The organism is Bradyrhizobium sp. 4 (genome assembly GCF_023100905.1).
Taxonomy (GTDB): domain Bacteria; phylum Pseudomonadota; class Alphaproteobacteria; order Rhizobiales; family Xanthobacteraceae; genus Bradyrhizobium.
In genome coordinates this window covers 4,945,708-4,970,395 of record NZ_CP064686.1, presented here as the reverse complement: position 1 = coordinate 4,970,395, position 24,688 = coordinate 4,945,708, and the positions used below count along the sequence as shown (strand labels likewise).

Here is a 24,688-nt window from a genome sequence, read left to right as displayed (position 1 = left end):
GCGCGATGGCCCTTCATTCCAATTTCGTCGCTTTATTGTCGTCGCCAAAACGCCTTCCCGCCGCCATCAACACCACGAAGGTGGCAACCCACACGATTCGCGCGCCATAGCGGTCGTGTGGTCCGGAAATCACGCCGCAGATGAAGGCGTTGCCGAGCAGCGCCAGCACGACGGTTGCGGCCAGCAGCCTCAGATCGTCGAGCCGGCGCCTCCTGAGCGCGTGGCCGAGCAGCGCGACCAGCCCCAGCATCGAGGCGAGCGCGACGGGCACATGCAGCCAGTTGACGTAGTCGAAGTCGAGAGCCCAATTCTGCTGGCGCGCCGCGCGCATCGGCGTGACCTGGGAGTGGATGTAGCGCTCGATGATGCCGCGGGTGTGGGGGATCCAGCCATTGGTGCCTTCGCCGGTCGCTACATGCAGCAATTGCTGGCCCATGGCGCGCAAGGCTGCGCCGGCCTGCCACGCCGGATAGTCGGCGAGCGAACCCACGACGATGGTGCCCATCTCGTCGTTCATGCCTTCGAAGCGGCCGAGCGTGTTGAACATGCTCTTGCCCCACAGGAATTCGTCGGCGGTCGCCGGCAATTGGTCGCGATAGGGGCAGAGTTTGAGTTTTTCGCGAGGGCAATGGTCATTGAGATAACGCGCGACGATGCCGTCCTGCATCATGCGGCCAAAGGCGACGCCGGTGCCGCCGGGCGTCCATGTCCATTTGCCCGACAGCGCGTGGTTCGCCGACACCAGCATCAGGCCGCCAGCGACGATGGTGAGGCTCGCCTGAGCCAATCCCGCGATCGGAAGCCGGGGCCCCAGCAACGGCCGCGCCATCCAGCCCGCGACGCAGAGCCCGAGCAGCACGCCGAGCGTGGCGCTGTGGGTCGCGGCGGCAAAGGCGGTGAAGACGAACAGCGAGATTTTTTCGAGCGCCGAGGTCCGCGGCCCACCGATGACCAGCAGGAATAGCGACAGCACCGACAGGCCTGCAAAAATATCGGTGAGCAACATGCTCGCAAGCCAGGGCAGCGCGGTCGACAGGATCAGGAGCAGGCTGATCGCGGCGAAGCGGAACGTTTGCATCATCGAGAGCACGCGCAAGGTGAGCTGCAACAGCCACAGCGTCGCCAGCGACTGGACCGCGAGGTTGATCCAGAAACCAGAACTCTCGCCATAGTGCAGATAGATGCCGAACACGGTGGAGCGGCTCGGGACGAGATAGCCCTCGTACCAGCGCGCCAGATAGCCTCCGGTATCCCATTGCAACAGCGGATAGCCGTTCCAGAACGCCGGCGCGATCATCAGCAGCGGCAGGGCGATCGCAGCCAGCCGCAGCCAGAGTGAGCCCGCGGCGCCCGCGCGCGCATGATCGGTGGTGATGGTCAAATCCGCTCCGTCCTCACTCGGACCATGCCCGCAATCACGGTTGAGGCGGAATTCACCAATAGTTTGACGCCGCCCGGCTTGAATTTGGCGAAACCCTGACCATTTTGAGCCGACCTTGCCGCCGGGGGCGTCGGAAGAAACTGTTGTGATTCAACGCGTTGGCATGGCCTCGCTGGGCAACGCACTGTTCACTCTCAGGCAAGCCCGTCAGGACTTTGTCGCCTAGACTGTGTTATAGAACCAGTGAAACGAGCCAATTCGAAAGAGCAGATCTCATGGCAGTGCATCAGGTCAATCCGGGAGGAAAGCTCGCAACGCTCGATCCGATCTGGGATCGGATCCGCGGCGAAGCGGAGGACATCGTCCATCGCGAGCCAGAGCTTGCGACCTTCATCTATTCGACGGTGCTGCATCACAGTCGCCTGGAAGATGCGGTGATCCATCGCGTCGCCGATCGGCTCGATCACTCCGCGCTGTCGGGCGATCTCGTGCGCCAGACCTATGACGAGGCGCTACGCGACGATCCCGATCTCGGCAACGCCTTCCGCGCCGATCTCGTCGCCGTCTACGACCGTGACCCCGCTACCTCGCGCTTCATCGACCCGTTGCTCTATTTCAAGGGCTTCCACGCCATCCAGACCCACCGCCTCGCGCATTGGCTTTATCTGAAGGGCCGCAAGGACTTTGCGTATTATCTGCAGAGCCGCGCGTCTGCGGTATTCCAGACCGACATCAATCCCGCCGCGCGCATCGGCCGCGGCATCTTCCTCGATCACGCCACCGGTTTCGTCTGCGGTGAGACGGCGCTGATCGAGGACGACGTCTCGATCCTGCATGGCGTCACGCTCGGCGGCACCGGCAAGGAGAACGAGGACCGCCATCCGAAGATCCGCCACGGCGTCCTGATCGGGGCCGGCGCGAAGATCCTCGGCAATATCGAGATCGGCCATTGCGCGCGCATCGCGGCGGGCTCGGTCGTGGTCAAACCCGTGCCGCACAACGTCACGGTCGCAGGCGTGCCCGCCAAGGTCGTCGGCGAAGCCGGCTGCGCCGAGCCGTCGCGCACCATGGATCAGATGATCAACGCCATGGGACTTTGAGATGGGACTTTGAGATGGGACTTTGAGAGGGGACGTCGAGCTTGTCGGAAGGGGCGGATTTTCCGCCCCCTTCGCCCCAAAATTCTTTGGCAATTCATGCTGGCGGTTGGTCGCGTCTCGTCCTAAAACCCGCGCCAACCCAGATTTCGATTGGAGACTTGCCGTGGACGTGAAGGAAGTTAGGAAGCTCGACGCGTACCTGAAGCGCGTATTCGGCAATTCCAAGATCCGCGTCGTGCCGCGGCCGAAGAAGGATGATTCCGCCGAGGTCTATATCGGCGAGGAATTCATCGGTGTGCTCTTCGTCGATGATGAGGACGACGATCGCTCGTTCCAGTTCCAGATGGCGATCCTCGAGGACGATCTCGTCGATCAGGAGTGATGCGACCGATTGGTGAGACGGAACTTCTCGCCCTCACCATTTAGTGTCTGACGCGGCGGTGCGATCGCCGACGCTTTTCCCACATTCCGTCCATGCGAACAGTGCTGATCTCCGGGGCGGGGATTGCCGGGCCTACGCTCGCGTATTGGCTGCGTGCCGGAGGCTACGAGCCGACGCTGGTTGAACGCGCGCCCGCGCTTCGTCGTGGCGGCTACGTGATCGATTTCTGGGGACTGGGCTACGACATCGCCGAACGGATGGGGCTGTTGCCGGCGATCGAAAGCGCCGGCTACCGCGTCAGGGAAATGCGGATCGTCGACGGTCGCGGCCGGCGAGTCGCCGGATTTGGTACGAACGTCCTCGACGATCTCACAGGCGGGCGTTACGTCACTCTGGCACGAAGCGATCTGTCGCGCCTGCTGTACGGTACGGTCCGCGATGGTGTTGAAACGATCTTCGATGAGGAGATCGTTGGCCTGGAGCAGCAGCCTGAAGGGGTCGACGTCCAGTTGCGGCGGGGCGGGAGCCGACGTTTCGATCTCGTCGTCGGTGCTGACGGCCTGCATTCGCAGGTGCGCCGCCTTGCGTTCGGCTCGATCGGGACGTTCGAAAGAAATCTCGGCTATGGCGTCGCGGCATTCGAGACCCGCGGCTATCGCCATCGCGACGAGAATGTGTACCTGATGCACAACCGGCCGGGCCGTATGGTTGGCCGTTTCGCGCTGCGCGATGATCGCACCTTGTTCCTCTTCGTGTTTCGCGGTGATGCAGGCGAGCCTGCCGCACAGAAGACACAGCTGCGTGATCTCTATCGCGACAACCGCTGGGAATGCCCAGACATTCTGAACGAACTCGAGCGCACCGATGATTTGTATTGCGACCAGGTCAGCCAGATCAGGATGGACGGCTGGTCGCGGGGCCGCGTCGTGCTGATTGGAGACGCTGCGTTCTGCGTCTCGCTCGTCGCCGGGCAGGGCTCGGCTTTGGCCATGATCTCTGCCTATGTGCTTGCGGGAGAGCTCGTACGCGCCGACGGGCGCCACGAGGAAGCATTCAGCACCTATGAGACCCGCCTTCGCAGCTATATCGGCGCCAAGCAGCGCGGAGCGGAGCGCTTCGCCGCGGCATTTGCGCCGCGGACGTCATGGGGATTGTGGTTTCGCAATCAGGTCGTGAAGGCGTTCTCGTTGCCAGGCGCGGCGAAATTCGCCATCGGCCGAGACCTTGCCGACAAGCTGGATCTGCCGACTTATCGCTGGAGCGATCGCAAGGTGATCGGCGTTTGAATGGCCCGGGGCTTTGAATTTTTTCGAAAACGACGAATTGTCGGAGGGGGCGAATTTTCGCAGGCTGGCTTCGAAAATACGAAGTCATGCCAGGCACTTGGCTACTGTGCATGGGGTTGTTTTCGCAGTTTTTGTTTTGGAGGCTTGGGGCCGCGCGGCCGCTTACCCCTTCGGTCCCCGCAACTGCGCCGTCAGCTTCTCCATCGCTTCCGCCGCATCGCGCCACTGCGATAGCCAGCTGCGCGGAAAGCGGAAGGTGAGGTCGGCGCCGCCGACGCGGCGTTCGGCGAGGCACATGCCGGGCGTCGCCCCATCGCGCGTGCAGCGCGCGGTCAGCGCCGGACTTGCGGCAGAATAGAGATCCTCGCTGCCGTACGGCGTATCGGCGCGGAACATCCGCATCGTCAGCCCGTCCTGGGGCATTGCCGCGGCCTGGTCGAGATAGCGCAGATAGATCGTGGCGGTGCGCTGCTCGGGCGAGAGCGCATCGCGATGCGCGGCGATCGACAGGAAGATGCGGTCGATCGGCTGCATCGCCGCATCCACGCTATCGGCGGTGACGTGCTTCGGCGCGCCCGGCGGCTCCAGCGAGGGATACAGGAAGTCGAGATCGATCCGCTCCTGCGGCCCGGAGTGGCGCTGGATCTTCATCCGGATCGCAGTGGTGGGCAGGTTGAACAGCGTGCCGCCAACGCTCACCGGCAGCTTGTCCGGGCCGCTCGCGCCGCTCGGACCCCAGGTCGGCCACAACAGATAGGCGACGAGCGCGACGGCGCACACCGCGGCAATGCCGCCGAGCACGATCGGGATCACGTGGCCCCGGGTGCGCGCCCGGGGAGACTGAGGGGAGGTTGCCGAAAACACCGTCATGAGCCGCGCGAATGAGCCGGAAGTCGGCGGATGGCCGACGAATCAGCGGCGAATATGCCACGTGGTGGCGATTTCGCGGAGCGTTCACCGGCTGCAGGGAAGGGAGAGAGGCCTGCGTGGGACGGCCGGCGGCGTTAACCTTCCCTTAAGGATAATGTAGCGTTAACCGGCACTCTTTGTCACAGGAAGGCTCTGGCGTTGCGTAAGGGCGGACCGTTCCGATGACACCTGAAGCTCTCAATACATTCTTCTCGATCGGCATCGGTTTCGCGCTCGCAGGCGCGCTCGTGAGCGGATACCAGACGGTCGCACAGCGGCCCGCCGGCTTCGGTCTGTTGCAGGACGGCGTGGCGCCGAAGACCTTCGCGGCGGTTCCGTTCCTGGTGTTCGCGGCGCCTTTCATCATCATGCGCAACACCCTGCGCGGCAGGCAGCTGGAGAGCCGTCGCGTCGAATTCGTGATGATGGCCACCGTCATCGCCGGCTTCTGGAGCATGATGAGCGGCACCTTCTTCCTGATGACGCTCCGCGCGGCCGGCGTTCTGGTCTGATGCGCGCGCTGTAGGGCTGCCTGCGCGGCAGCCCTTTGCGTCAAGGCTGCCGTTTCGCTATGGCTGGGGTTGACCCGACAGGAGACCCTCATGGCGATCTACGAGCTCGACGGGCAGGCGCCCGACCTTCCCGCCGACGGCAACTACTTCATCGCCGAGACCGCCACCGTGATCGGCCGCGTGCGCCTGAAGCCGGGCGCGAGTGTCTGGTTCGGCGCGGTGCTGCGCGGCGACAATGAGTGGATCGAGATTGGCGAGGGCGCCAACGTGCAGGACGGATCGACCTGCCACACAGATCTCGGTTTTCCGCTTCACATCGGCAGGAACTGTACGGTCGGCCATAACGTCATCCTGCACGGCTGCACCATCGAGGAGGGCGCACTCGTCGGCATGGGCTCCATCGTGATGAACGGCGCCAGGATCGGCCGCAACAGCATCGTTGGCGCCGGCTCCGTCATCACCGAGGGCAAGGAATTCCCTGAACGGTCCCTGATCATCGGCTCGCCGGCGCGGGTCATCCGCACGCTCGACGACGCCCAGGTGCAGAAGATGGGCAGCGCGGCGAAGTTCTACGTCGCGAACGGCCCGCGCTTCACGAAGGGCCTCAAGCGGATCGGGTGAGCTCAGCTTCCTTCGGACTCGCGCGCTTCTAGTGCGCTTGCGACCTTCTCGTGCCCCGCGGACCATAGAGCATGCTCGTCGCTGCCGTCCTGGTACGGATTGGCTTCCGCCGGAATGTTTTGACGCGCCGCGCGTTCGCCTTCTGCAAAAGCATCGCGATCGTTCATCGTGACTGCGCCTTTCTGTTTCTGGAGCAGAAGATCAGCTTGAGCGTGATCGTGCCCGCCTCCCGGTTTCAAGCTGATGCGACGGCATTTGTTCCGGAACCGGTGTTGGCTGCGGCGGTTGACGGGCGAAGGAGAATTTCGATGGCCAGCTTGCCTACAGCCCGTTCAATCAAGACCGTGATCGTGATCTTCGCCCTCGCCGCGATGCCGGCCGTATCGTTTGCGCAAGCCACCGGCGGCTCCGCAGGATCGACCGGAGGTGTCGCCAATTCTCCGGCTCCCGCGCCTGGCACCAACAGTCTGGGTACGGCGCAGTCATCGGGAGCGAATGCCTCCTCCGGAACCACCACCGGGACCGGTGCAGGCGGATCCACCGACGCCGCCGTCAACGCGGAGAACCGGCTGCTCGACAGGAAGCTCAAGAGCATCTGCCGCGGCTGCTGATGCTCGCGCGGAAGTGAGACAGTGAAGCTGTCAGGAACGCCTCAAGCCGATTAGCTTGGTCCTGCTTTGAAGCGTGGAGCGTCTCCACGCGGAGGATCGAGTGATGTTACGCAAGATGATGATGGCGGCGCTCGCCGTCGCGGCAGTCGCGCTGTCGGCCCCACAGGCGGCCCAGGCGCGGGGCGGTTTCGGCCACGGTGGCGGCGGTTGGGGCCATGGCGGAGGCTGGGGCCACGGAGGCGGCTGGCGCGGCGGCGGCTTCTGGCCGGGAGTCGCCATCGGGGCGGGTATCGCTGGCGCGGGTTATTACGGCAGCTATTACGGCTATGGCCAGCCGTATTACGGCGATCCCTATTACTATGGTACCGGCTACGACGATGGTGGCTATGGCAGCTGCTACGTCGTGCGCAAGCGCGTCATGACGCCGTCGGGCTGGCGCATCCGCCCCGTAGATGTCTGCGAATAGGCGGCGGTACCCGTCAAAAAACAAGGTCGCTGACGCAATATACCGTCAACGACCTTGCCAGCCCCGGACATTGAAATCGGCTCACGCCATCCGGTAATGGCGAGCATCGCTTGGAATCACACGGGCGAATGTGATCCAGTTCACAAGTCCAAAAATTTAGGCGGCGCCGGCTGCTCAGCCGCGCGAGCGCTTGCGTGCACTGGCATGGACACGATGCCGTGCAGGTTTCCTGCGGGTAACCGAGGGAGTCTCCGCCTCACTCGCCCGGGCGCTGGCAAAGGATTGCCGCAGGCCGTCGATGGATTCGTTCAGTGTCGTGACCTGCTCGGACAGACGCTTGGTGTCGGCCTGCTGGAATGCGAGCAAGCGCTTCACACTCTGAAGCTGGTCCTGCACGACCTGAAGCTGGTCAATCGATTCCTGCTGGGTTGCTTCCAGCCCCTTTGTCTTCTCGACCAGCTGCTCGGACGCCTGTGCGGTACGTGCCTGAAGCTGCCGCGATGCCACCACCCGGTCGGTCTCGGGGGCTGAGCCGGTATAGGCGCGCCAGATCGCGATCGAGGTCACACCGGCGATCAGCAGGAGGAGGGCGGCGGCGGTCAGCGCGATGGGCTGGGCGCCGAGGCGAAGAAGCGGGTTGGACGGTGCGTCCTCTGCGAGATCGATCATCGCTGACAAAACCCAAATTGAAACTTGGTGAGTGGCGAAGACCGGCAACCCTGAGGCCGCCGGGTGTCCCGAAAGCGTTACGTTTCGGCAAGGAATGGGACCAAAAAGAGGCTAAGAGCAAAAAAACCAACAATCATGAGGCCTTGAGGCCTCCGAACGTCCGTCAGGGGCAGAGATCAGGGCTGAAACGGCGAAAACGGACCTGAATAGGTCTTCGAGCGCGGCGCCGCATAGGGCCCGAGCCGGGAGGTTTTCAGTCCCAGTCGCACCAGTGATTCCGCCAAGGTCACCGCGGCGGCGACGCCGTCGATCACGGGCAGGCCGTGCATGGCGGCGAGTTCATTGGCGAGATCGGCCATGCCCGCGCAACCGAGCACGATGGCCTCCGCGCGGTCGTCGCGGATCGTGGCCGTGATTTCCATGGAGATTTTTGCGAGCGCGTCGGTGTTGCGCTCCTCCAACGCGAGCACCGGCACCTCGGCGGCGCGGACGCGGGCGCAGCGTTCGGCAAGGCCGTATTTTCGCAAATTATGCTCGATCGGCACGACGGAGACACCGAGCGTCGTCACCACGGCGAAGCGCGCGGCGATCAGGCTCGCCATGTGAAAGCCCGCCTCGCCAATGCCGATCACGGGTGCCTTTGCCGCGGCGCGCGCGGCGTCGAGACCGGTGTCGTCGAAGCAGGCGATGATATGCGCGTCCGCGCCGTCGCGATCGGCCTCGCGGATGCAGCCGAGCATGCCGGGGACGGCGAAGGCCTCGTCGTAAAATCCCTCGATCGAAACCGGACCCATCGCCGGCTGGCGCGCGTCGATCAATGTGTCGGGCAGGGCGATGCTGCGCGCCGCGGCGGCGATCTTCGCCGTCATCGACGCCGTGGTGTTGGGGTTGACGACGTGGAGTCGCATCAGATCAGACAAGCCCTTTGCCGGCGTCCGAGCCTTTGGCCGCCTGCCGCCTGTTCAACACGTGGATGGTGCCGAGCGCAAGGCTGATCACCGTGAACGAGACGGCGGAGATCACGGTGCCGAGCGCATAGATGTCGGGGTTGGTCACGGTGGTGGTGAGGCCCTGGAGATCGAGCGGCAACGTGTTCACTGCACCGATCGCCTGGCTGGAGCGTGCGAGCTCGTCCCAGGAGAGGGTGAAGCCGAACAGGCCGATACCGATCACCGAAGGCAGGATGATCGGCAGCACGACATGACGGAAGGCCTGCCACGGCGTCGCACCGAGATCGCGCGCGGCTTCCTCGAGCCTGGGATCGAAGCGGTTGAAGATCGCGAACATGATGAGCAGGCCGAACGGCAGCGTCCATGTCAAATGTGCACCGAGGCCCGAGGTGAGCAGGCCCATCGAGGTCTCGAAATTCTCGTTCCAGTGCGCTTTGATCAAATCGTCGATGATGCGGAATTCGAGCGAGATGCCGAGCGAGGTGATGATCGAGGGCACGATCAGGCTCGCGATCGCCGAATAAAACAAAATGCTCTGCGCCTTGAACTTGCGGCGAAACGCCATGCCAGCCGCGACCGACAGCACGACGGTGACGATCATCACGATAATGCCGAGCAGCAGCGAACGGCGAAAGGCCGCGCCGAGATCGACGATGCCGGTGCCCTGGAACAGTTTTGCGATCCAGAAAGTCGACACACCGTTCATCGGGAAGGTGAGGCCACCCTGCGGCCCCTGGAACGACAGCACGTAGATCGCGATCATCGGGCCGTAGAGAAACAGCGTGTAGGCTGCGAAGAAGATCGCAAGCACGTAGAAAGAGCGCGGACGTCCTTCCTTCATGCTCTAGAGCTCCTTCTTGATGTCGACGATGCGCGACATCATGGTGATGATCAGGAACGTGATGACGAGCAGGATCACGGCGTTCGCGGCGGCGGCCGGGAATTGCAGCGCGTTCACCCGCGTCTCGATGATCTTGCCGGCGGCCGCGATCTGCTGCCCGCCCATCACGCCGATGGTGATGAAGTCGCCCATCACGATGGTGATGACGAAGATCGAGCCGATCACGATGCCGGGCTTGGCGAGCGGGATAATCACGTTGACGAGCGTCTGGAAGCCGGTGGCGCCGGCGTCATAGGCGGCCTCGATCAGCGATTTATCGATGCGCACCATCGAGTTGAAGATCGGCACCACCATGAAGAAGGTGAAGAGGTGAACCAGCGCCAGCACCACGGAGAACTCGGAGAACAGCAGCCATTCAACGGGATGGTTGATCAGCCCCGTCTTGACCAAGCCTGAGTTGACAAGGCCATTGCGCCCGAGCAGCGGAATCCAGGCGATCATGCGGATCACGTTGGAGGTCCAGAACGGGATCGTGCACAGCAGCGACAGTCCCATCTGCCAGGTTTTCGACTTGACGTGGAAGGCGAGGAAGTAGGCGACCCAGAAGCCGATGAAGAGGGTAATGACCCACACGAGGAAGCAGAGCTTCAGCGTCTTCAGATAAGTCTTGGCGATCGTGCAGAGATCGGGGAGCTGCGCGATGCAGCCCTCGAACGTGTCGGTGTAGCCGCGGCCCGAGAAAGCCGGCAGCAACTGATATTCGTTGTAGTCCCAGAACGAGACGATGACGACGAAGACGAGCGGGATCAGGAAGAAGGCGAGGAACACCAGCATCATCGGCCCGGCCTGAAGCCAGGAGATGAAGGAGGGCGACAGCCGCACCGCTTTGCTGCGGCGCGCCGTCTCCGATCCCCGGACCAGGTCCGGGGATGCCTGTTGCAAAATGTCCTCCGACGTGTCCATCAGATTACGCCGCGATGAACTCGTTCCACTTGCGGACCATGTAGTCGTTCTCGTCCATCACAGCGTTCCAGCATGCGACGCCACCCATGCGGTCCTCGTAGGAGCCGCCGTCGCGCACGGCGCCGGCCTTTTCGAGCAGCAAGCCGTCGGGCGCCTTGATGTCCTTTTCGGCCGCCTTGCCTTCCATCCAATAGGCCCACTCGTAAGGCTCCATATGCGCCTTTGCGGTGGAGAGCACGGCGGAGTAGTAGCCCTGGCGGTTGAGATAGGCGCCGGCGTAGCCGGACAGGAACCAGTTGACGAACTCATAGGCCCATTCGAGTTTCGCACCCGAGACGCCCTTGGAAACGCAGAAGCCCGAGGCCCAGGAGCGATAGCCTTCCTTGAGCGGCTGGAAGGTGCAGGCAATCCCCATCGAGCGGACCTTCGTCACCGCCGGCGACCACATCGACTGGATGACGGTCTCGCCCGAGGCCATCAGGTTGACGCTCTCGTTGAAGTCTTTCCAGAAGGCGCGGAACTGACCGGCCTTCTTGGCCTCGGTCATCACCTTCATGGTGAGATCGATCTCTTCCTTGGTCATGTTGCCCTTGTCGGCATATTTGTACTTGCCGGTGGCTTCCACGACCATCGCGGCATCCATGATGCCGATCGAGGGGATGTTGAGGATCGAGGCCTTGCCCTTGAATTCGGGATTGAGCAGCTCGGCCCACGAGCTGATCGGACGCTTGATGATATCAGGACGGATGCCGAGCGTGTCGGCGTTGTAGACGGTCGGGATCAAGGTGACGAATTCGGTCGCGGACGTCGCGAACTTCTTGGAGTCCTTGCCTTCGAGATAGAGCACCTTCCAGGGCGCGGTACCCTGGCCGCCGATCTTCTTGCCGCCGGGCGTCTGGCCCTTGGTGAAGACGGGCGTGATGTTGTCGAATTCCTTGATCTTCCTGGCGTCGAGGGCAAGGATGTTGCCCGAGGGCACGATCTTCTTCAGCGCGAAATATTCGGTGTCCAGCACGTCGAAGGAATTCGGCTGAGTCATCACGCGCTTGGTGACGTCGTCGGTGGTCGCGGTGATGTATTCGATCTTGATGCCGGTGTCCTTCAGGCACTGCTTGGAGATCTCGTCGCCCTCGTTCACGGCGGTGCCGAGATAGCGCAGCACCTTCGGCTCGGCGGACATCACATAGGGGAAGCCGGTGATCGCGCCGGAGCCGGCGGCGAGGCCGGCGAGCCCCGCGGTGCTCTTCAGTAGCGTGCGGCGGCTAAGGCCCTTGTTCCTGGTCGTTTCGGTCATATCACTCACTCCTCTGTTGCGCATTCCGGTGATTGATCGGCGCTATTGCAGACGTTGCGCCTTGGCGGGATCCCAAATGGCCACCACGCGATCGCCCGGCCGGAACTGGTGGACGTCGAAGGCGGCCTCGGGAAGGTGCGAGAACAGGGCGGTCCCGTCTTCCAGCGTGAGCGAGACGGCGATGTAAGAGCCCTGGTACTCGGTCTGGGTCAGCAGCGCCGGCGCGCCGAAGGCACCGTCAGTGAACGGCGCGATGCCGAGCTGATCGGCGCGCACGGCGATGAGTTTGCCTGCGTCGCTGAGAACGTTGTGGCCGCCGATGAAGCGCGCCACGAATTCGGTGCGGGGATGATGGAAGATGTCGCGGGCGCTTCCCTGCTGTTCGATCCTGCCCTGGTTCATCACCACGATGTGGTCGGCGAGCGCCATCGCCTCTTCCTGGCCGTGCGTGACCTGAACGAAGCTGATGCCAAGCTCGCGCTGCAGCCGCTTCAGTTCGCCCCGCATCTTCACCCGCAGGAACGGATCGAGCGCAGAGAGCGGCTCGTCGAGCAACAGGATCTGCGGCTCGGTGATCAGCGCGCGGGCGAGCGCGACGCGCTGCTGCTGGCCGCCGGAGAGCTGTGCGGGGAGGCGGGCCGCGTAGGGCGTCATCGCGACCAGTTCGAGCAACTCGCCGGCGCGCTTGTGCCGCGTCGCCCGGTCGATGCCGCGCATTTTCAAGGCAAACGCCACGTTGTCGATCACGGTGAGGTGCGGAAACAGCGCGTAAGACTGGAACATCATCGCCGTGCCGCGCTTGGCGGGTTCGAGATCGGTGACGTTCTGCGGACCCAGGATGATGTCGCCTTCACTGACCGCCTCGTGACCGGCGATCATGCGCAAGGTCGAGGTTTTGCCGCAGCCGGAGGGGCCGAGCAGGCAGCAATAGGTGCCGGCCGGGATCTTCAAATTGACGGTGTCGACCGCCAGCGTCGTGTCGTAGCGCTTGGTGACGGCGACCAGTTCGAGGGCGGCAGGAGTGGCCATGGCGTGTCCGGGGCGAGGGCGATGCTGCGCCTCTCTCCGCAAGGTCCATGCCAATCGCCCTTGAATCGTTCCCGGCCGGCCGAATTCCAAAACAGTGCAGCGGAGTCAGATCGTTAGATCGAATCCCACGGGCGTGGGCGGCTCGCCGCTTTCGCAGTTGCGTGCACACAAAACAGGCGCAGATTGTATAAAGTTTCGCCTGTGATTGGATACAGCTGGTCGATTAGGATTCGACGCCATCTTCGACGATCGAGTCCTCACCTCCATGGCCGTCAAGTCCCGACCGAAATCCGACGCGCCAGATGCGAGCGATCGCGTCAGCCGCATCCGGGAAGGCGTGACCGCGGCGATCCTCGAGCATCGCCTGCTGCCCGGCACGAAACTCGGCGAGGACGAGATCGGCGAGATCTACGGCGCAAGCCGAACGTTGGTTCGCACCGCGCTTCAACAGCTCGCGCATGAGGGCATCGTCAACATCGAGAAGAACCGCGGCGCCTTCGTCGCGCGGCCGACGCCTGCGGACGCGCGCGAAGTGTTCGAGGCGCGCCGCCTGATCGAGCCGACGATCGTCGATCACGCCGTTGACGCGGTGTCGCCGGCCTGGATCGGGCGTCTCCAGCGGCATCTTACCGAAGAACGCGAGGCGGAGCTGCGTGGCGATGCTCGTGCTTCGGTCCGCCTCTCCGGTGACTTCCATCGACTCGTCGCCGAGATGAGTGGCCACAGCATCTATCTCGGATTTCTCAGGGAGCTGATTGCGCGCTCCTCGCTGATCATCCTGCTCTACCGCCGGCACGACACGCCGGCCTGCGGCACCGATCATCACGCCGGGATCGTCGCCGCGATCCGCAAATGCGACAGGGAGGCCGCGCGCGCGCAGATGTTGTCGCATCTGAACGAGATCGAGGCCGAGCTGTTCCTGAAGGATCCCGCCGCCGACGAGTTGCGGCTCGCGGACGTGCTCGGGGTCTGAGCTCAACGAGGCGCGTCCGCACCCGGGTGGGCACGGCGACGGCTATTGCGGCTCCAACCCGAGAGTCTTGATCGACTCGAGCCAGACCGGCCCTTCCTTTTCGTAGAGCGCAATCGAGGATGCGCGATCCATGGCCGGCGAATCGACGCCGAAGGCATCGAGCAGCTTCTGCACGCGCTCGGTCTTGCCGCCTTCGACCATCAGCTTGGCGAGCATGTCGATCCGGTCTGCCGGCATCGCAGCGGGCGCCACCAGCGCGGTAAAACTGATGAGCTGGAAGACATTGCCGGTGACCCCTTGCTCGGCAAATGTCTTGGTCTCGGGCAGCTTCTTCATGCGCACCGGTGTCGGCACGGCAATCGGGCGGCCGATGCCGGTATCGAGCACCGGAAGCGCAGCCTGATAGCTGCCGACCGCCGCCTGGATCACCCCGGCGGCCAGATCCTGCCACATCGGCGCTTCGCCGCGGTAATGCACGATGGAAATGTCGAGACCGAATTGGCGGTTGAGTTCGGCGATCGCAATATGCGCGAACGAGCCTATCCCGTACGAGCCGGCCGTGACCTTGTTGCCACGTGCGTACGCGACGAACTCTTCGATCGTCTTTGCATTGGTGGCGGAATGGACCACCAGCGGCAGATGCCCCGAAGGCGTCACCGCGACGATCGTGAAATCCTTGTCCGGATCATAGGCCAGCGATTTCAGCAGCAGCCGGTTACCGAGCAGGGTGGACGAGATCGTGTACATCAGCGTGTAACCGTCGGCCGGGGAATCCTTCACCGACTGTGCCGCCAGCGCGCCGCTGGCTCCGGTCTTGTTTTCGACGATGACCGGCTGGCCAAGCTTCTGCGAGATATAGTCGCCATAGGCGCGGGCGAAGGCATCGGTGATGCCGCCTGCCGGCGTGGAGACGACGATCTTGATTGCCCGGGTCGGCCACGCTTCGGCCCAAGCCGTTTCAGAAGCGGCTATCGTCAGGCATGCAATCGCGGCAGCCCAAATTTTCGCGGATGTCCGCACTTCGGCCTCCCCCTTTCCCAGTGTGTCATTGGGCAGCCGGCAGCCACCGCAACGAGGTGTCACACGGGCAATGAGGAGGGTCAAGAAATCAAAATATCGTTTCACTGTGTGAAATGATCATCGCCGACCTGCAGGAGAACCCGGCGCGGCAAGCTTGGCGCCGAGCGCCTCCGCAAGTGCGGAAGCGACTTTCTTCATCGAAGGTACGAAGCGCCGCACGCCGTCCTCCAGACCGACCGCCTCGCGAAGCATCATCACGTTCATGCTGCCGAACAGCCGATTCCGCAAAACGACGGGTACGCCAATCGCCCACACTGCGCCGCCGAACACGCGGCGGCTGTAGGTCTCGTCCATGACTGCGAAGCCGGCGCCGTGGATCGTGCGCAGCACTTTGGCAAGCCTGACGGGATTGCGCGCCAGATCGTTCCAGGGCTCGGGACCGAGGGCAAGCCGCGCGGCAATGCGCTCCTGCTCGGCGGGCTCGCAGAAGGCGAGATAGGCGCGTCCCATCGAGGTGCCGAGGACGGGAAAGCGAAAACCCGGCGGGCGGCTGAACAGCAGCGAGCCATCCACGCGCGTCGTGTGGGCGATGACCATGGACTCCTGATCGAGCACCGCGATGTCTGACGGCCAGTGGATCTGCTTGCGGAATTTGTTGAGGATGGGTTCGGCGATGCCGCCAATCCAGGTCGGCTCGTCATAGCCTGCGCTGAGCAGCAGCGCGCGTCCCGTCGGCGCGTAGCTGGTGGGCTCGGTACGGCGCACCACATAGCCTTCGTGCTCCAGCGTCTCGAGCATGCGGACGATTGTTGCCTTGTTGAGCCCCGTCGCCTTGTGCAGCGAGCCGACGGTCGACTGCCGTTCCTGATTGATCACCCGCAGGACTTCGAGGCCCCTGGACAACGCGATGACAGGACGGAACGACGTCATGGCAGCTCCTTGTGATTGCCTGTGCCGCTAGCCGATGAAGCAACCGCCGGGGGACAGGGCAGCGCGCTCGATGCCATCGTCACCGATTGCGGGAAGGCTGGCATGAGTCAAGCTCGCTGACGCGTTCATCTCGGTTTCGAGAAGGGCGGGGTTCGCAGTCAATTCGACCGCTTGCTGCGCCCGGCGGCAATTTAGTTCCTGCGGTCAAGCTGTGTCGATGGTCGGGCGCTGCGACGTCACGTGACTAGTCCTGGCGAGGCGCACCGGCTATAGGATGACGCTCTGTCATCGAACTGTCATGTACCTGTAAATGCTGAAGTCAGATGCAACGCCGGTTCGCAAGCATCCGAGCGCGCGGGATGGGAATCCTGTTGCGAAGGACAACAAGAGAACGCAAGTTGTCGCCGGCTTCTTCAGGCAGCGTGGTAGTCGCTGAACCTGTGATCGATCAGACGCCTTCGCAAGACGTGGAACCGGCAACGGAACCACTCCGGTCGAGCGCTGCCGCGCATGGTGCCGGTGAGATCGAGCTCAAGCTTCTCGTCGATGCCGATCGCATGGCGCATTTCAACGCTGCGCCCGTCATCGCGGCGAACGCGCGCAACAAGGGCACGCGCAAACATCTCAAGTCCGTCTATTACGACACGCCGGAGCGGACGTTGCGTCGCAACGGCTTGAGCTTGCGCGTTCGTCAGAGCGGCGCGCGCTTCGTCCAAACCGTGAAGACTGATGCGGCGGACGATCCGCTCCGCCGTAGTGAGTGGGAGGCGAGCGTACCATCGCTTGCGCCCGATCTGGCTCTCGCGATGCCCTTCATTCCGGAGAAGCTTCGTGGCCAAGTGGAAGCGCAGCCGCTCGAAGCGGTCGTCACCGCCGATGTCCGTCGTCATGCGCGGATGATCGATCTGCCGTCGGGCACGGTCGAGATCGCCTTCGACCGGGGCGAGTTGACGGCCGGCAATCGTTCACTGCCCGTGAGCGAGATCGAGCTGGAGCTCAAGAGCGGCAGCGCGAGCGCGATCTACGAGATCGCGCTGCGGCTCGCGGAGCACGGCGACGTAATGCCGTCGATCCGCTCCAAATCGGCGCGCGGGTTCGATCTTGCCGCCGACAAGCCGCCCTCGGCGCGGCGTCCGCGAAAACTTCGTCTCGATCCGTCGGTGACATTGGACGAGGCGTTCGCGACAATCCTGCGCTCCTGCTTCCTCCATTTGCTTCAGTCGCTGCCGGCGGCCGAGGACGGCCGTAATCCGGAAGGCGTCCATCAGCTGCGCGTCTCGCTGCGCCGGCTTCGATCTGCGCTGGGTCTGATGCGGTCGGTCGGCGCGCTCAATCTCGATGCGCTGCGGTCGGAAGCCAGATGGCTGGCGCAAGACCTCTCCGCCGCGCGCGACTGGGATGTGTTCCGGCTCGACATCTTGCCGACGATCGCAACAGCCTGTCCGTCGGTCGCGGGCTTCGATGCGCTGGGCCGGGCGGCGGCCGGGCGTCAGTCCGACGCCTATCGCAGGGCGCATGGCGCGCTCGAAGATCGCCGCTGCGCCGTGTTCCTGCTCGGCCTCGGCAGCTGGATCGAGACGCGGGGCTGGCGCAACGACGTCGCCGCGCAGGATCTCGGCCAGCTTGCCGAGCCCGCCGTCAACTTCGCGCAGCGCATTCTGTCGGAGCAATATGCGAAGGTGCTCAGGCGCGGCCGCCGCTTCAAGTCGCTTTCCGCCGAAGGTCTGCACCGCCTGCGGCTCGCGACCAAGCGGCTGCGCTATCTCAGCGAGTTTCTGCTGCCGCTGTTCGCAGATCGCAAATCCGCGCGAAAATTCTCGCGCAGGCTGGCCGGCCTGCAGGAGCAGCTTGGCGCCTTCAACGATATGGCAGTCACGGCATCATTGCTCGACGGGCTTGATGCCGAGCCCGACTGCGCCATCGCCGCGGCGGCGATCGCCGGCTGGCAGGCGCGCGCGTCGGTCGGGGTGCAGCCCGCCCTGCAAAGCACATGGCGCGATTTCACCGCCGCGCGCGTGCCCTGGTCGCGGCAGACGCCGCAGGACTGAGCAAAGGACGTTCCCCAAAAAAGTTGCGCCCAGCCATTGGGGGATGGCTGGGCGCGCGCGAACCGGTCTGGGACGGGGAGGGGTGGGGATGTGACCGGGTCGCGTATCTCTTTCGTTTGTCTCTACTGATCTCTCGCGCTGGCGGTGGAGACCGCCGGCTTGGTGTCGCCGAGCGAGACCCAGACGTTTGGATCGCTCTGCGACTGGCGCTTGACGAAGCGGTAGCCGGTCTCCGTCCAGGCAACGACGTTCTCGTTCTGATTGTCGAGAACGAACTCGCCCTTGTCGGTTTTCACCGTCAGCACCGCGTGTCCTTCGCCCTTCTTGTCGCGCACAACGGTGATGAGCAGGGCCTCGCGGGGCCATCCGGCATCGATCAGCATCTTGCGCTTCAACAGCACGTAGTCTTCACAGTCGCCGTAACCGTCCGACGGCAGCGACCATTTTTCGATCACGCCCCAGTGCTCCTGGTCGGTCAAAGGCTTGACGGTCTCGTTGACCCAGCGATTGACCTTGACGAGGTCGCGCCATGCAGCCTGCGACATCACGATGTCGCGCGGTTGCGTCGGTGCGCCTTGGCACTGGGCAGCATTATCCGCACAGAACTCGACCCAGCCGATCGGCGCACGCGTGGTGTCGCCGAGGCTTGCGTAGAGCAGACGGCCTTCGCCGGCCTGCGCTGCCGCGCTCATTCCGAAGAGCATGGCGGCCAGCGCCATTCCCTTCCCCTGTCCCATGAAATCAAACATTGCGGCCCCCGTTTCTTGTTGGGACCACATTGCGCAGGGAGCTTTTGAGTTGCCGCTAAGTCAGTCAAGTCAAGTCGAGACGAATGCAAGTAAAACACGCGGCGAATTCGATCTATACTTGAATCAAACTTGAATAAAATTCGATATGACTGCAATTGATTCAAATTTTATCGAGTAACGCGGAAACGCTGGCGGAACCGTTGTTTGCACGCACCCGCAGCCTCCGCGTTAACCCGCGCGAGCCTCGTCACAACCCATGAAAAAGGCGGCGTCCGCATCGCGGAGGCCGCCTTCAGTACTGGAAACGCAGTGGTTTTGGTGCCTTGGCGCTTTACCGCGCGGTAACGCTCTCTTCGAGAGTTTCTATCGGCTGCGAATGCATGAACTCAAGCGCGAAGCCGTCTTCGAGATTTCGGACCACGCGGCCCTGCACCCGGCCGAGCAGAACCGTCGATTTCAGCGGGGGACGGTTCTCGGCGGCGATGGCGGCGCCCGAGAGCGAAAGGTCGATGATGCGGCAGGTCATCTTGGTGCCGTCCTCGAGCGTCAGCACCGCGATCGGGTTGCGCGGTACGATACGATCGTGGCGGCGGTCTTCCGGCAAATTGAGGATGTCGCGGTTGGCGAGCCAGGTCAGCTGTGCCGCGAGCTTGTCGCGCTTTCGCGGTGTCGCACCGACCGTCATGGCGAAGCCATTGTCGATGATGCGGGTGATCTTGCCCTCGACGCGGCCGATATGGTCGAGATAGGCGACCACGCGGTCGCCGACATTGCCGATGCCGGGGGCCAGCAGTGCCAGCCCGCCCGGCGACATGTTGATCACCTGGCAAGGGAATTCACGGCGGTCCGGCAGCATGTAGCGGCCGAGCAGGTGAACCTTCACCCGCTGGAAACGCCGACGTTCCTCGGCGGCCGGAAGAAATTTTTTGTGCGCCAACGCCATTTTCACAACCCGACCCCCCGCCTGGCGGAGTCCGGGACGACCCTAAGGTGCACAGGGTTAATGCCGCGTTAGGATCGGGCGCGGCGATGACGAACAGAAACAATGCGTTCGAAAAGCCACATCAGGGGCGGGCAGGCCAGCACCGTCAGCGCGCCGAGGTCGAGCGCGACCGCGGCAGTGCCGGCCGATTTGGCGAGCCGGCCGGCAATGGCCGGTCCCAGCATCATCGCGGCATAGAACAGAGTGTAGAACACGCCCATCCCGATCGCCCTGGTTTCAAGGGCAAGCACGCGGGCGGTGAGGCTCATGATCGGGCCGGCCGGAAGGCCCCCGAACAGGCCGATCAGGACGAGGATCGTGATCACGGCGTCGGACCGGGTCAGCCAGGCCAGCAGGGCGGCGACCACCAGGCTGGCCGCGATCGCCAGTACGAACGGCCGCTTGAAGCGATCGGCGAGATAGCCGCCTGCCGGCACTGAGATCACCGACAGCCACATCACGAGGCTGATCGCCGATCCCGCCGCGGCAATGCTCCAGCCGCGCTCGGCGAGCAGCGAGGGGCCGAACGAGAAGATCATGGCGAAGCCGACATTATAGAGGCCCCAGATCGCACCCGCGACGATCACCGCCAGAAGCGCGAGCGGATCAAGCCGCCCGGAGCCGGTCGCGCTGGCGGTTGCTCCCGGCGGCGATTGGTAGAACGTGATCAGCACAATGCCGATCGCGGTCAGCGCGCCGGCTACGAGAAACACGGCGCCTGCGCCGTAGGCCGTGCCGATCGCCGGCAGCACCAGCAGCGAGATCGCAACGCCCGCCGGCCAGGAGTTGACGAAGATGGCCATCGCGGTGGCGATCTCCTTGCCCGCAAACCAGTCGGTGCCCATCTTGGTGAGTTGCACGGTCAGCAACACGCCACCGGCGCCCGAGGCGAGCCGGCCCGCCATCTGCCAGCCCCAGACGTCGGTGGTGGCCATGACGAGACTGCCCGCCGTCATCAGCAGCAGCGCCACGATCGTGGTGGGCTTGTCGCCGAGGGTGCGGCCAATCGCGCCGCCCGGCAGCGCCAGCACGATGCCCGGTGTGAAATAGAGTCCGATCAGGATGCCGATATCGGCGAGTCCGACGCCGAAGCTCTGCTGCAGCAGCGGCGCGACCGCGGCCACGCTCTGGAACTGGAATGCGATGGTGAGGCGAACGACGAACAGGATCGCAAGTATGCCCCAGCGATTGCGCAACGCCTCATCTCCCCAAACCCTACATCGAGCGTGCGGTGGGGAGACGCCGGAGTCAACCGGGCGTCTTCCTCGCCGCGCGCCCATAGAGAAAACATAGCAGCGCCAGCAGCACCGCGGCCGAGAGCCCGAGCGACCAGTGAATGCCGATCGCCGCACCGAACAAGCCGACGGTAATGCCGCTGAACGCCCGCATGCCGAGCCCCGCCATGTTGTAGAGGCCGACGACGCGGCCGCGAATGTCGGACGGCGCGTTCAACTGCACCAGCGCCTGCGCCATGGTGTTGAACGACAGCTCGAAGAATCCTGCAAAGAACAACAGCACGATCGCGACCGGATAGATCCGCACCGAGGCGAAGCCGAGCAGCGCCACGCTCCACAGCATGGCGAGCATGATCGCGGTGCGCGGCGTGCCCTTGAGCCGCCCCCAGGATTCCAGCGCGATGCCGGCGAGCAGCGCGCCGGCCGCATCGGCCGCGAGCAGCACGCTGTAGGAGATTCCGGGATCGCCATGGCCGAGATCGCCGGCAAAGCCCGGCATCTGGGCGTGATAGGCATTGCCGATCATGAAGGAGGTGAGGCCGGCAAGCCATGTCATCGCCGTCAGCACCGGCTGGGTGCCGATGGCGCGGATCGTCAGTATGATGTCGGCGAAGCCCCGCACGGCGAAGCGCCGCACCGCGACACTCTTGTCCCGCACCGGCGCCCAGAACAGCCACAGCAGCATCGGCAGATAGAATAGCGTGTTGAAGATGATGCCGTGCGAGGTGCCGAGCGTGAGCATGATGATTCCGCCGACGGCGGGGCCGACCAGAATGCCGAGATAGCGCGCCATCGCATTCAGCCGCACTGCGCTCGGAAGATCGGCCGGACCGACGAGATCATAGAGCAGCAGCTGGTTGGGCGTCTGCCACAACACGCCGGCGCAGCCATGGATCACCAGCAGCAGCATGGCGTGCCACATCTCGATGGCGTCGGTGATGAAGAAGAAACCCCATCCAGCCGAGGCAACAATGAACAGCAGCATGCCGCATTGAATGATGCGGCGCGGATCGACCCGGTCGGCCAGCCCTCCAACCGCGACCGAGAACAGCAGGAACGGCAGCCAGTGCGAGAGCACCGCAAAGCCTGCCAGCGCCGGCGAATGGAATTTCTGGAACACCACCCAATAGCTGATCACATGCTCGATATTGTCGGCCATCATCGCCAGCACGTAAGCGATGAACTGGAGCCGGTAGGGCACCGACTTCATCGCCGCGAACGAGCCGGACGCGACCACGGGATTTTGGGGGAGGGGGTTCAAGCGGGCACCTGGGGGTGGGACTTTTCGCGCCGTGCCTACACGTTCGCCGCCAGCCGCTCAAGACACTTGGGTGCGTAAGGACAGTCCCGTAGCCCGGGTGGAGCGAAGCGTAATCCGGGGCCGCTGGTCCCGCATTCCGCTTCGCTCCGTGCAGGCTACGAGCCCACGGCTTGGCACGACCGCGCATCTCACATACGCTTCATCCCAAGCTCGCAACCACTGACTACACAACAAGCGGGCATCGAGGACACGCCATGGACCAGATCCGCGTCTGCACCCACGCAGGGCCGGGCAGCGAGCCCGTCATCCGCAGCGTGCCGTGGCCGAAGGTCGGCAAAAAGGCCGCGCTGATCAAGGTCGGCGCCTGCGGCGTCTGCGGCACCGACCTGCACATCCTGAAAGGGCATTGGCCGAAGCCGCTGCCATGGCCGTTCACGCTCGGCCATGAGCTCGGCGGCATCATCGTCGAATGCGGCGACGAATTCACCGAGGACTTCATGAGCAAGCCGCTCAAGGTCGGATCAAAAGTGATGATCCCGCCGCTGATGCCCTGCGGCCGCTGTTATTACTGCATCCATTATCCCCTGACCGCCAACAAGTGCCTGACGCCGGTCTATTACGGCCGCTATCTCGGCTTCGACAAGGCGCCTCACATGTGGGGCGGCTGGGCCGAATATGTCTATGTCGATCTCGACATGCTGCCGGGCACCAAGATCTACAAATTGCCGGACGACATGTCGCTGCGTCTGGGTGCGCTGTCGGAGCCGCTGACCTCCTGCATCCGTGCCTTCAATCGCGCGAGCCGCGCCGGTGGTTTCACCTGGGGCGACACCGTGGTGATCCAGGGCTCGGGCCCGATCGGCATTCTCGCGGTCGCTGCTGCCCAGGAGATGGGGGCAGGGCGCGTGATCTGTGTCGGCGCACCGGAGGAGCCCCGGCTCAAGCTCGCGCGCGAGTTCGGCGCGGAGGCGACGGTGAACATCGAGGAGATCAAATCGCCCGAGGCACGCATCGCCCGCGTGCGCGACATCGTCGGTGGGTTCGGCGCCGATCTGGTGATGGATTGTTCGGGTCATCCGACCGCCGGCCCCGAAGGCATCGAGATGCTGCGTGACGGCGGCACCTATGTCGAGATGGGCCAGTTCACCGACGCCGGCTCGATCGAGACCTCCTGGCACCGCATCTGCACCAAGGATATCAACGTGCTGGGCTCCTGGGGTTTTAGCGCCAACGATCTGCCGCTCGGCGTCGACATGCTCCATCGCACGGCGGGCAAATATCCCTGGCTGAAGATGCAGACGATCTATCCGTTCACGGAAGACGGCGTCGCGCAGGCGGTGAGGGACGCGATGGCGATGAAGACGGTGAAATCGACGATCGTGCCGTGGCCGGAACTGGTGGAGTAGGCGATGGTATCGATTCCGCACGAGCTCGCGGCGTTTCTGGTCGAAGCCAAGCGGCGGACCTATGCGGGCCTCGACGACGACGCCACCGTGGCCGCTCCGCCGCTCAGAGGCTCAAAGCAGCTCGAGCATCGCGCGGCACCCTATGCCTATCGCGATATCTATTTCGGAATAGGGTTCTTTGTCGGCAGGAGACCGTGTCTCGGGATGAGCGCGTCATTTGGTCGATGAGCTACAGCGGTGGCGTCCGCGCGGAGATCACGGATCGAGACACCTTCCTCGCGGTCTACAAATTCCTGCGCCAGGCGTTGCTGGACGTCAGCGTCGAGTATCCGTTTCGGGGCCCGCATCTGTTCGAGCAGGCAGGCATGATTTATCGGAACGAGGTCGAGGGCGCGCTCGATCGTTTCCACGGTGTCGAGACGATCGCGCGGCAGGATGGCGTGCCGCTCTATGCGGTCCGTTACAGTGGCGGTTTGTTGCGATAAAGTCTCGCGAGCCCTGTAGCCCGGATGGAGCGCAGCGTAATCCGGGATTCTCGCCTGTGGCTCCTCCTATTCTGCTACGCTCTATCCGGGCTACGAGCCGGCGTTTGGAATGAAGGACGAGATGACAACCGAACCGATCCAACGCACCCGCTCGCCCTTCCGCGCCATCCGTGCGATCGACTACACCGTCGTCTTCGTGCGCGACATGGCGGCGATGCGCCGCTTCTATGAAGACGTCCTCGCGTTTCCGCTGCTGCGGGAGCTGTCGGCGAACTGGATCGAGTACGGGTTGGGCCCCAACACGCTGGCTCTCGCTACACCGGGCCGGACCGCGACTGACACACCGACGCCGGCGGGCAGTGCCTCGCTGCAACTGGCTTTTAAGGTCTGCGCGGCCGAAGTCGATGCGTGTGCCGACGAACTTGCACGCCACGGCGTGGCGCTGCTGTCGCCGCCGACGAACCAGTCGTTCGGGCATCGGACGCTGTTCTTCCGTGATCCCGACGGCAATCTTTTGGAGGTCTATGCGGAGATCTGAACCCCGGGAGCGGGCGGCCGTGCACGAAAAGTTCCATCGAAAATCCC

26 protein-coding genes and 1 pseudogene are annotated in these 24,688 nt (G+C 63.8%); 13 read left to right on the top strand and 14 right to left on the bottom strand.

Annotated elements, in window-relative coordinates; genetic code table 11:
• Positions 1 to 13: 13 nt before the first annotated feature.
• A complete protein-coding gene (locus tag IVB45_RS23665) occupies positions 14 to 1,381 on the bottom strand; it encodes a hypothetical protein (protein WP_247362243.1) in 1,368 nt (455 codons plus the stop codon).
• 275 nt (positions 1,382 to 1,656) lie between these two features.
• On the opposite strand from IVB45_RS23665, the gene cysE reads away from it, so the two are divergent.
• The 3 genes from cysE to IVB45_RS23650 all read left to right on the top strand — a co-directional run bounded on the left by cysE (position 1,657) and on the right by IVB45_RS23650 (position 4,149).
• A complete protein-coding gene (gene cysE / locus IVB45_RS23660) occupies positions 1,657 to 2,481 on the top strand; it encodes a serine O-acetyltransferase (protein ID WP_007602549.1) in 825 nt (274 codons plus the stop codon).
• A gap of 163 nt (positions 2,482 to 2,644) precedes the next feature.
• On the top strand, positions 2,645 to 2,863 hold the full coding sequence (locus tag IVB45_RS23655) for a DUF3126 family protein (RefSeq protein WP_027567779.1): 219 nt from the start codon (positions 2,645 to 2,647) through the stop codon (positions 2,861 to 2,863).
• A gap of 92 nt (positions 2,864 to 2,955) precedes the next feature.
• Positions 2,956 to 4,149 (top strand): FAD-binding domain, encoded by a 1,194-nt coding sequence (locus IVB45_RS23650; protein WP_247362240.1) that lies wholly within the window; start codon positions 2,956 to 2,958, stop codon positions 4,147 to 4,149.
• A gap of 162 nt (positions 4,150 to 4,311) precedes the next feature.
• Here IVB45_RS23650 and IVB45_RS23645 read toward each other — a convergent pair whose 3' ends face one another.
• Positions 4,312 to 5,019, bottom strand: coding sequence for a hypothetical protein (locus IVB45_RS23645; protein ID WP_247362236.1), 708 nt, complete (start codon positions 5,017 to 5,019; stop codon positions 4,312 to 4,314).
• Between the two features lie 221 nt (positions 5,020 to 5,240).
• Here IVB45_RS23645 and IVB45_RS23640 point away from each other — a divergent pair, with 221 nt between their 5' ends.
• From IVB45_RS23640 to IVB45_RS23625, 4 genes are all read left to right on the top strand, one after another.
• Positions 5,241 to 5,570 (top strand): hypothetical protein, encoded by a 330-nt coding sequence (locus IVB45_RS23640; RefSeq protein WP_007611845.1) that lies wholly within the window; start codon positions 5,241 to 5,243, stop codon positions 5,568 to 5,570.
• A gap of 90 nt (positions 5,571 to 5,660) precedes the next feature.
• A complete protein-coding gene (locus IVB45_RS23635; protein WP_027567784.1) occupies positions 5,661 to 6,191 on the top strand; it encodes a gamma carbonic anhydrase family protein in 531 nt (176 codons plus the stop codon).
• A gap of 308 nt (positions 6,192 to 6,499) precedes the next feature.
• Positions 6,500 to 6,802: a hypothetical protein gene (locus IVB45_RS23630; RefSeq protein WP_247362233.1), complete on the top strand. Its 303-nt coding sequence runs from the start codon at positions 6,500 to 6,502 to the stop codon at positions 6,800 to 6,802.
• Between the two features lie 103 nt (positions 6,803 to 6,905).
• Positions 6,906 to 7,268 (top strand): hypothetical protein, encoded by a 363-nt coding sequence (locus IVB45_RS23625; RefSeq protein WP_247362231.1) that lies wholly within the window; start codon positions 6,906 to 6,908, stop codon positions 7,266 to 7,268.
• A gap of 174 nt (positions 7,269 to 7,442) precedes the next feature.
• Here IVB45_RS23625 and IVB45_RS23620 read toward each other — a convergent pair whose 3' ends face one another.
• The 6 genes from IVB45_RS23620 to IVB45_RS23595 form a co-directional block, all read right to left on the bottom strand.
• Positions 7,443 to 7,937: a hypothetical protein gene (locus tag IVB45_RS23620; protein ID WP_247362229.1), complete on the bottom strand. Its 495-nt coding sequence runs from the start codon at positions 7,935 to 7,937 to the stop codon at positions 7,443 to 7,445.
• Between the two features lie 176 nt (positions 7,938 to 8,113).
• Positions 8,114 to 8,845 carry an aspartate/glutamate racemase family protein gene (locus tag IVB45_RS23615; protein ID WP_247362796.1) on the bottom strand — a complete coding sequence of 244 codons (732 nt, stop codon included), beginning with the start codon at positions 8,843 to 8,845 and terminating at the stop codon, positions 8,114 to 8,116.
• A 4-nt stretch (positions 8,846 to 8,849) separates the two neighbouring features.
• On the bottom strand, positions 8,850 to 9,728 hold the full coding sequence (locus IVB45_RS23610; RefSeq protein ID WP_027567789.1) for an ABC transporter permease: 879 nt from the start codon (positions 9,726 to 9,728) through the stop codon (positions 8,850 to 8,852).
• A 3-nt stretch (positions 9,729 to 9,731) separates the two neighbouring features.
• The gene (locus tag IVB45_RS23605) at positions 9,732 to 10,691 is read right to left on the bottom strand and encodes an ABC transporter permease (RefSeq protein ID WP_247287152.1); all 960 of its coding nucleotides are present in this window, start codon (positions 10,689 to 10,691) and stop codon (positions 9,732 to 9,734) included.
• Between the two features lie 4 nt (positions 10,692 to 10,695).
• Positions 10,696 to 11,985: a PotD/PotF family extracellular solute-binding protein gene (locus IVB45_RS23600; protein ID WP_247287150.1), complete on the bottom strand. Its 1,290-nt coding sequence runs from the start codon at positions 11,983 to 11,985 to the stop codon at positions 10,696 to 10,698.
• Positions 11,986 to 12,027: 42 nt separating this feature from the next.
• The gene (locus IVB45_RS23595) at positions 12,028 to 13,014 is read right to left on the bottom strand and encodes an ABC transporter ATP-binding protein (protein ID WP_247362227.1); all 987 of its coding nucleotides are present in this window, start codon (positions 13,012 to 13,014) and stop codon (positions 12,028 to 12,030) included.
• A gap of 265 nt (positions 13,015 to 13,279) precedes the next feature.
• Between IVB45_RS23595 and IVB45_RS23590 the strand changes: the two genes are divergently transcribed.
• Positions 13,280 to 13,987, top strand: a complete 708-nt coding sequence (locus tag IVB45_RS23590; protein WP_247362224.1) for a GntR family transcriptional regulator — start codon at positions 13,280 to 13,282, stop codon at positions 13,985 to 13,987.
• A gap of 42 nt (positions 13,988 to 14,029) precedes the next feature.
• Here IVB45_RS23590 and IVB45_RS23585 read toward each other — a convergent pair whose 3' ends face one another.
• Positions 14,030 to 15,007, bottom strand: a complete 978-nt coding sequence (locus IVB45_RS23585; protein WP_247362222.1) for a tripartite tricarboxylate transporter substrate binding protein — start codon at positions 15,005 to 15,007, stop codon at positions 14,030 to 14,032.
• Positions 15,008 to 15,124: 117 nt separating this feature from the next.
• On the bottom strand, positions 15,125 to 15,937 hold the full coding sequence (locus IVB45_RS23580) for a helix-turn-helix domain-containing protein (RefSeq protein ID WP_247362220.1): 813 nt from the start codon (positions 15,935 to 15,937) through the stop codon (positions 15,125 to 15,127).
• 310 nt (positions 15,938 to 16,247) lie between these two features.
• On the opposite strand from IVB45_RS23580, the pseudogene IVB45_RS23575 reads away from it, so the two are divergent.
• Positions 16,248 to 17,985, top strand: a pseudogene (locus IVB45_RS23575) (CHAD domain-containing protein).
• Between the two features lie 122 nt (positions 17,986 to 18,107).
• Here IVB45_RS23575 and IVB45_RS23570 read toward each other — a convergent pair.
• The 4 genes from IVB45_RS23570 to IVB45_RS23555 all read right to left on the bottom strand — a co-directional run bounded on the left by IVB45_RS23570 (position 18,108) and on the right by IVB45_RS23555 (position 22,212).
• Positions 18,108 to 18,734 (bottom strand): transglutaminase-like cysteine peptidase, encoded by a 627-nt coding sequence (locus IVB45_RS23570; protein WP_247362218.1) that lies wholly within the window; start codon positions 18,732 to 18,734, stop codon positions 18,108 to 18,110.
• A gap of 331 nt (positions 18,735 to 19,065) precedes the next feature.
• Complete coding sequence (locus IVB45_RS23565) at positions 19,066 to 19,677, bottom strand: PilZ domain-containing protein (protein WP_007602573.1); 612 nt, start codon at positions 19,675 to 19,677, stop codon at positions 19,066 to 19,068.
• Between the two features lie 68 nt (positions 19,678 to 19,745).
• Positions 19,746 to 20,912, bottom strand: a complete 1,167-nt coding sequence (locus IVB45_RS23560) for an MFS transporter (protein ID WP_247362216.1) — start codon at positions 20,910 to 20,912, stop codon at positions 19,746 to 19,748.
• Between the two features lie 52 nt (positions 20,913 to 20,964).
• Complete coding sequence (locus IVB45_RS23555; RefSeq protein WP_256469447.1) at positions 20,965 to 22,212, bottom strand: MFS transporter; 1,248 nt, start codon at positions 22,210 to 22,212, stop codon at positions 20,965 to 20,967.
• 254 nt (positions 22,213 to 22,466) lie between these two features.
• Here IVB45_RS23555 and IVB45_RS23550 point away from each other — a divergent pair, with 254 nt between their 5' ends.
• The 4 genes from IVB45_RS23550 to IVB45_RS23535 all read left to right on the top strand — a co-directional run bounded on the left by IVB45_RS23550 (position 22,467) and on the right by IVB45_RS23535 (position 24,641).
• Complete coding sequence (locus IVB45_RS23550; RefSeq protein ID WP_247362215.1) at positions 22,467 to 23,618, top strand: zinc-binding dehydrogenase; 1,152 nt, start codon at positions 22,467 to 22,469, stop codon at positions 23,616 to 23,618.
• Positions 23,619 to 23,621: 3 nt separating this feature from the next.
• Entirely contained in the window at positions 23,622 to 23,846 is a 225-nt protein-coding gene (locus IVB45_RS23545) for a hypothetical protein (protein WP_247362212.1), read from the top strand.
• Positions 23,843 to 24,103, top strand: a complete 261-nt coding sequence (locus tag IVB45_RS23540; protein ID WP_247362210.1) for a DUF5680 domain-containing protein — start codon at positions 23,843 to 23,845, stop codon at positions 24,101 to 24,103. The genes IVB45_RS23545 and IVB45_RS23540 overlap by 4 nt, the downstream gene beginning before the upstream one ends.
• Positions 24,104 to 24,212: 109 nt before the next feature.
• The gene (locus IVB45_RS23535) at positions 24,213 to 24,641 is read left to right on the top strand and encodes a VOC family protein (RefSeq protein WP_247362208.1); all 429 of its coding nucleotides are present in this window, start codon (positions 24,213 to 24,215) and stop codon (positions 24,639 to 24,641) included.
• The last annotated feature ends 47 nt before the right edge of the window (positions 24,642 to 24,688 follow it).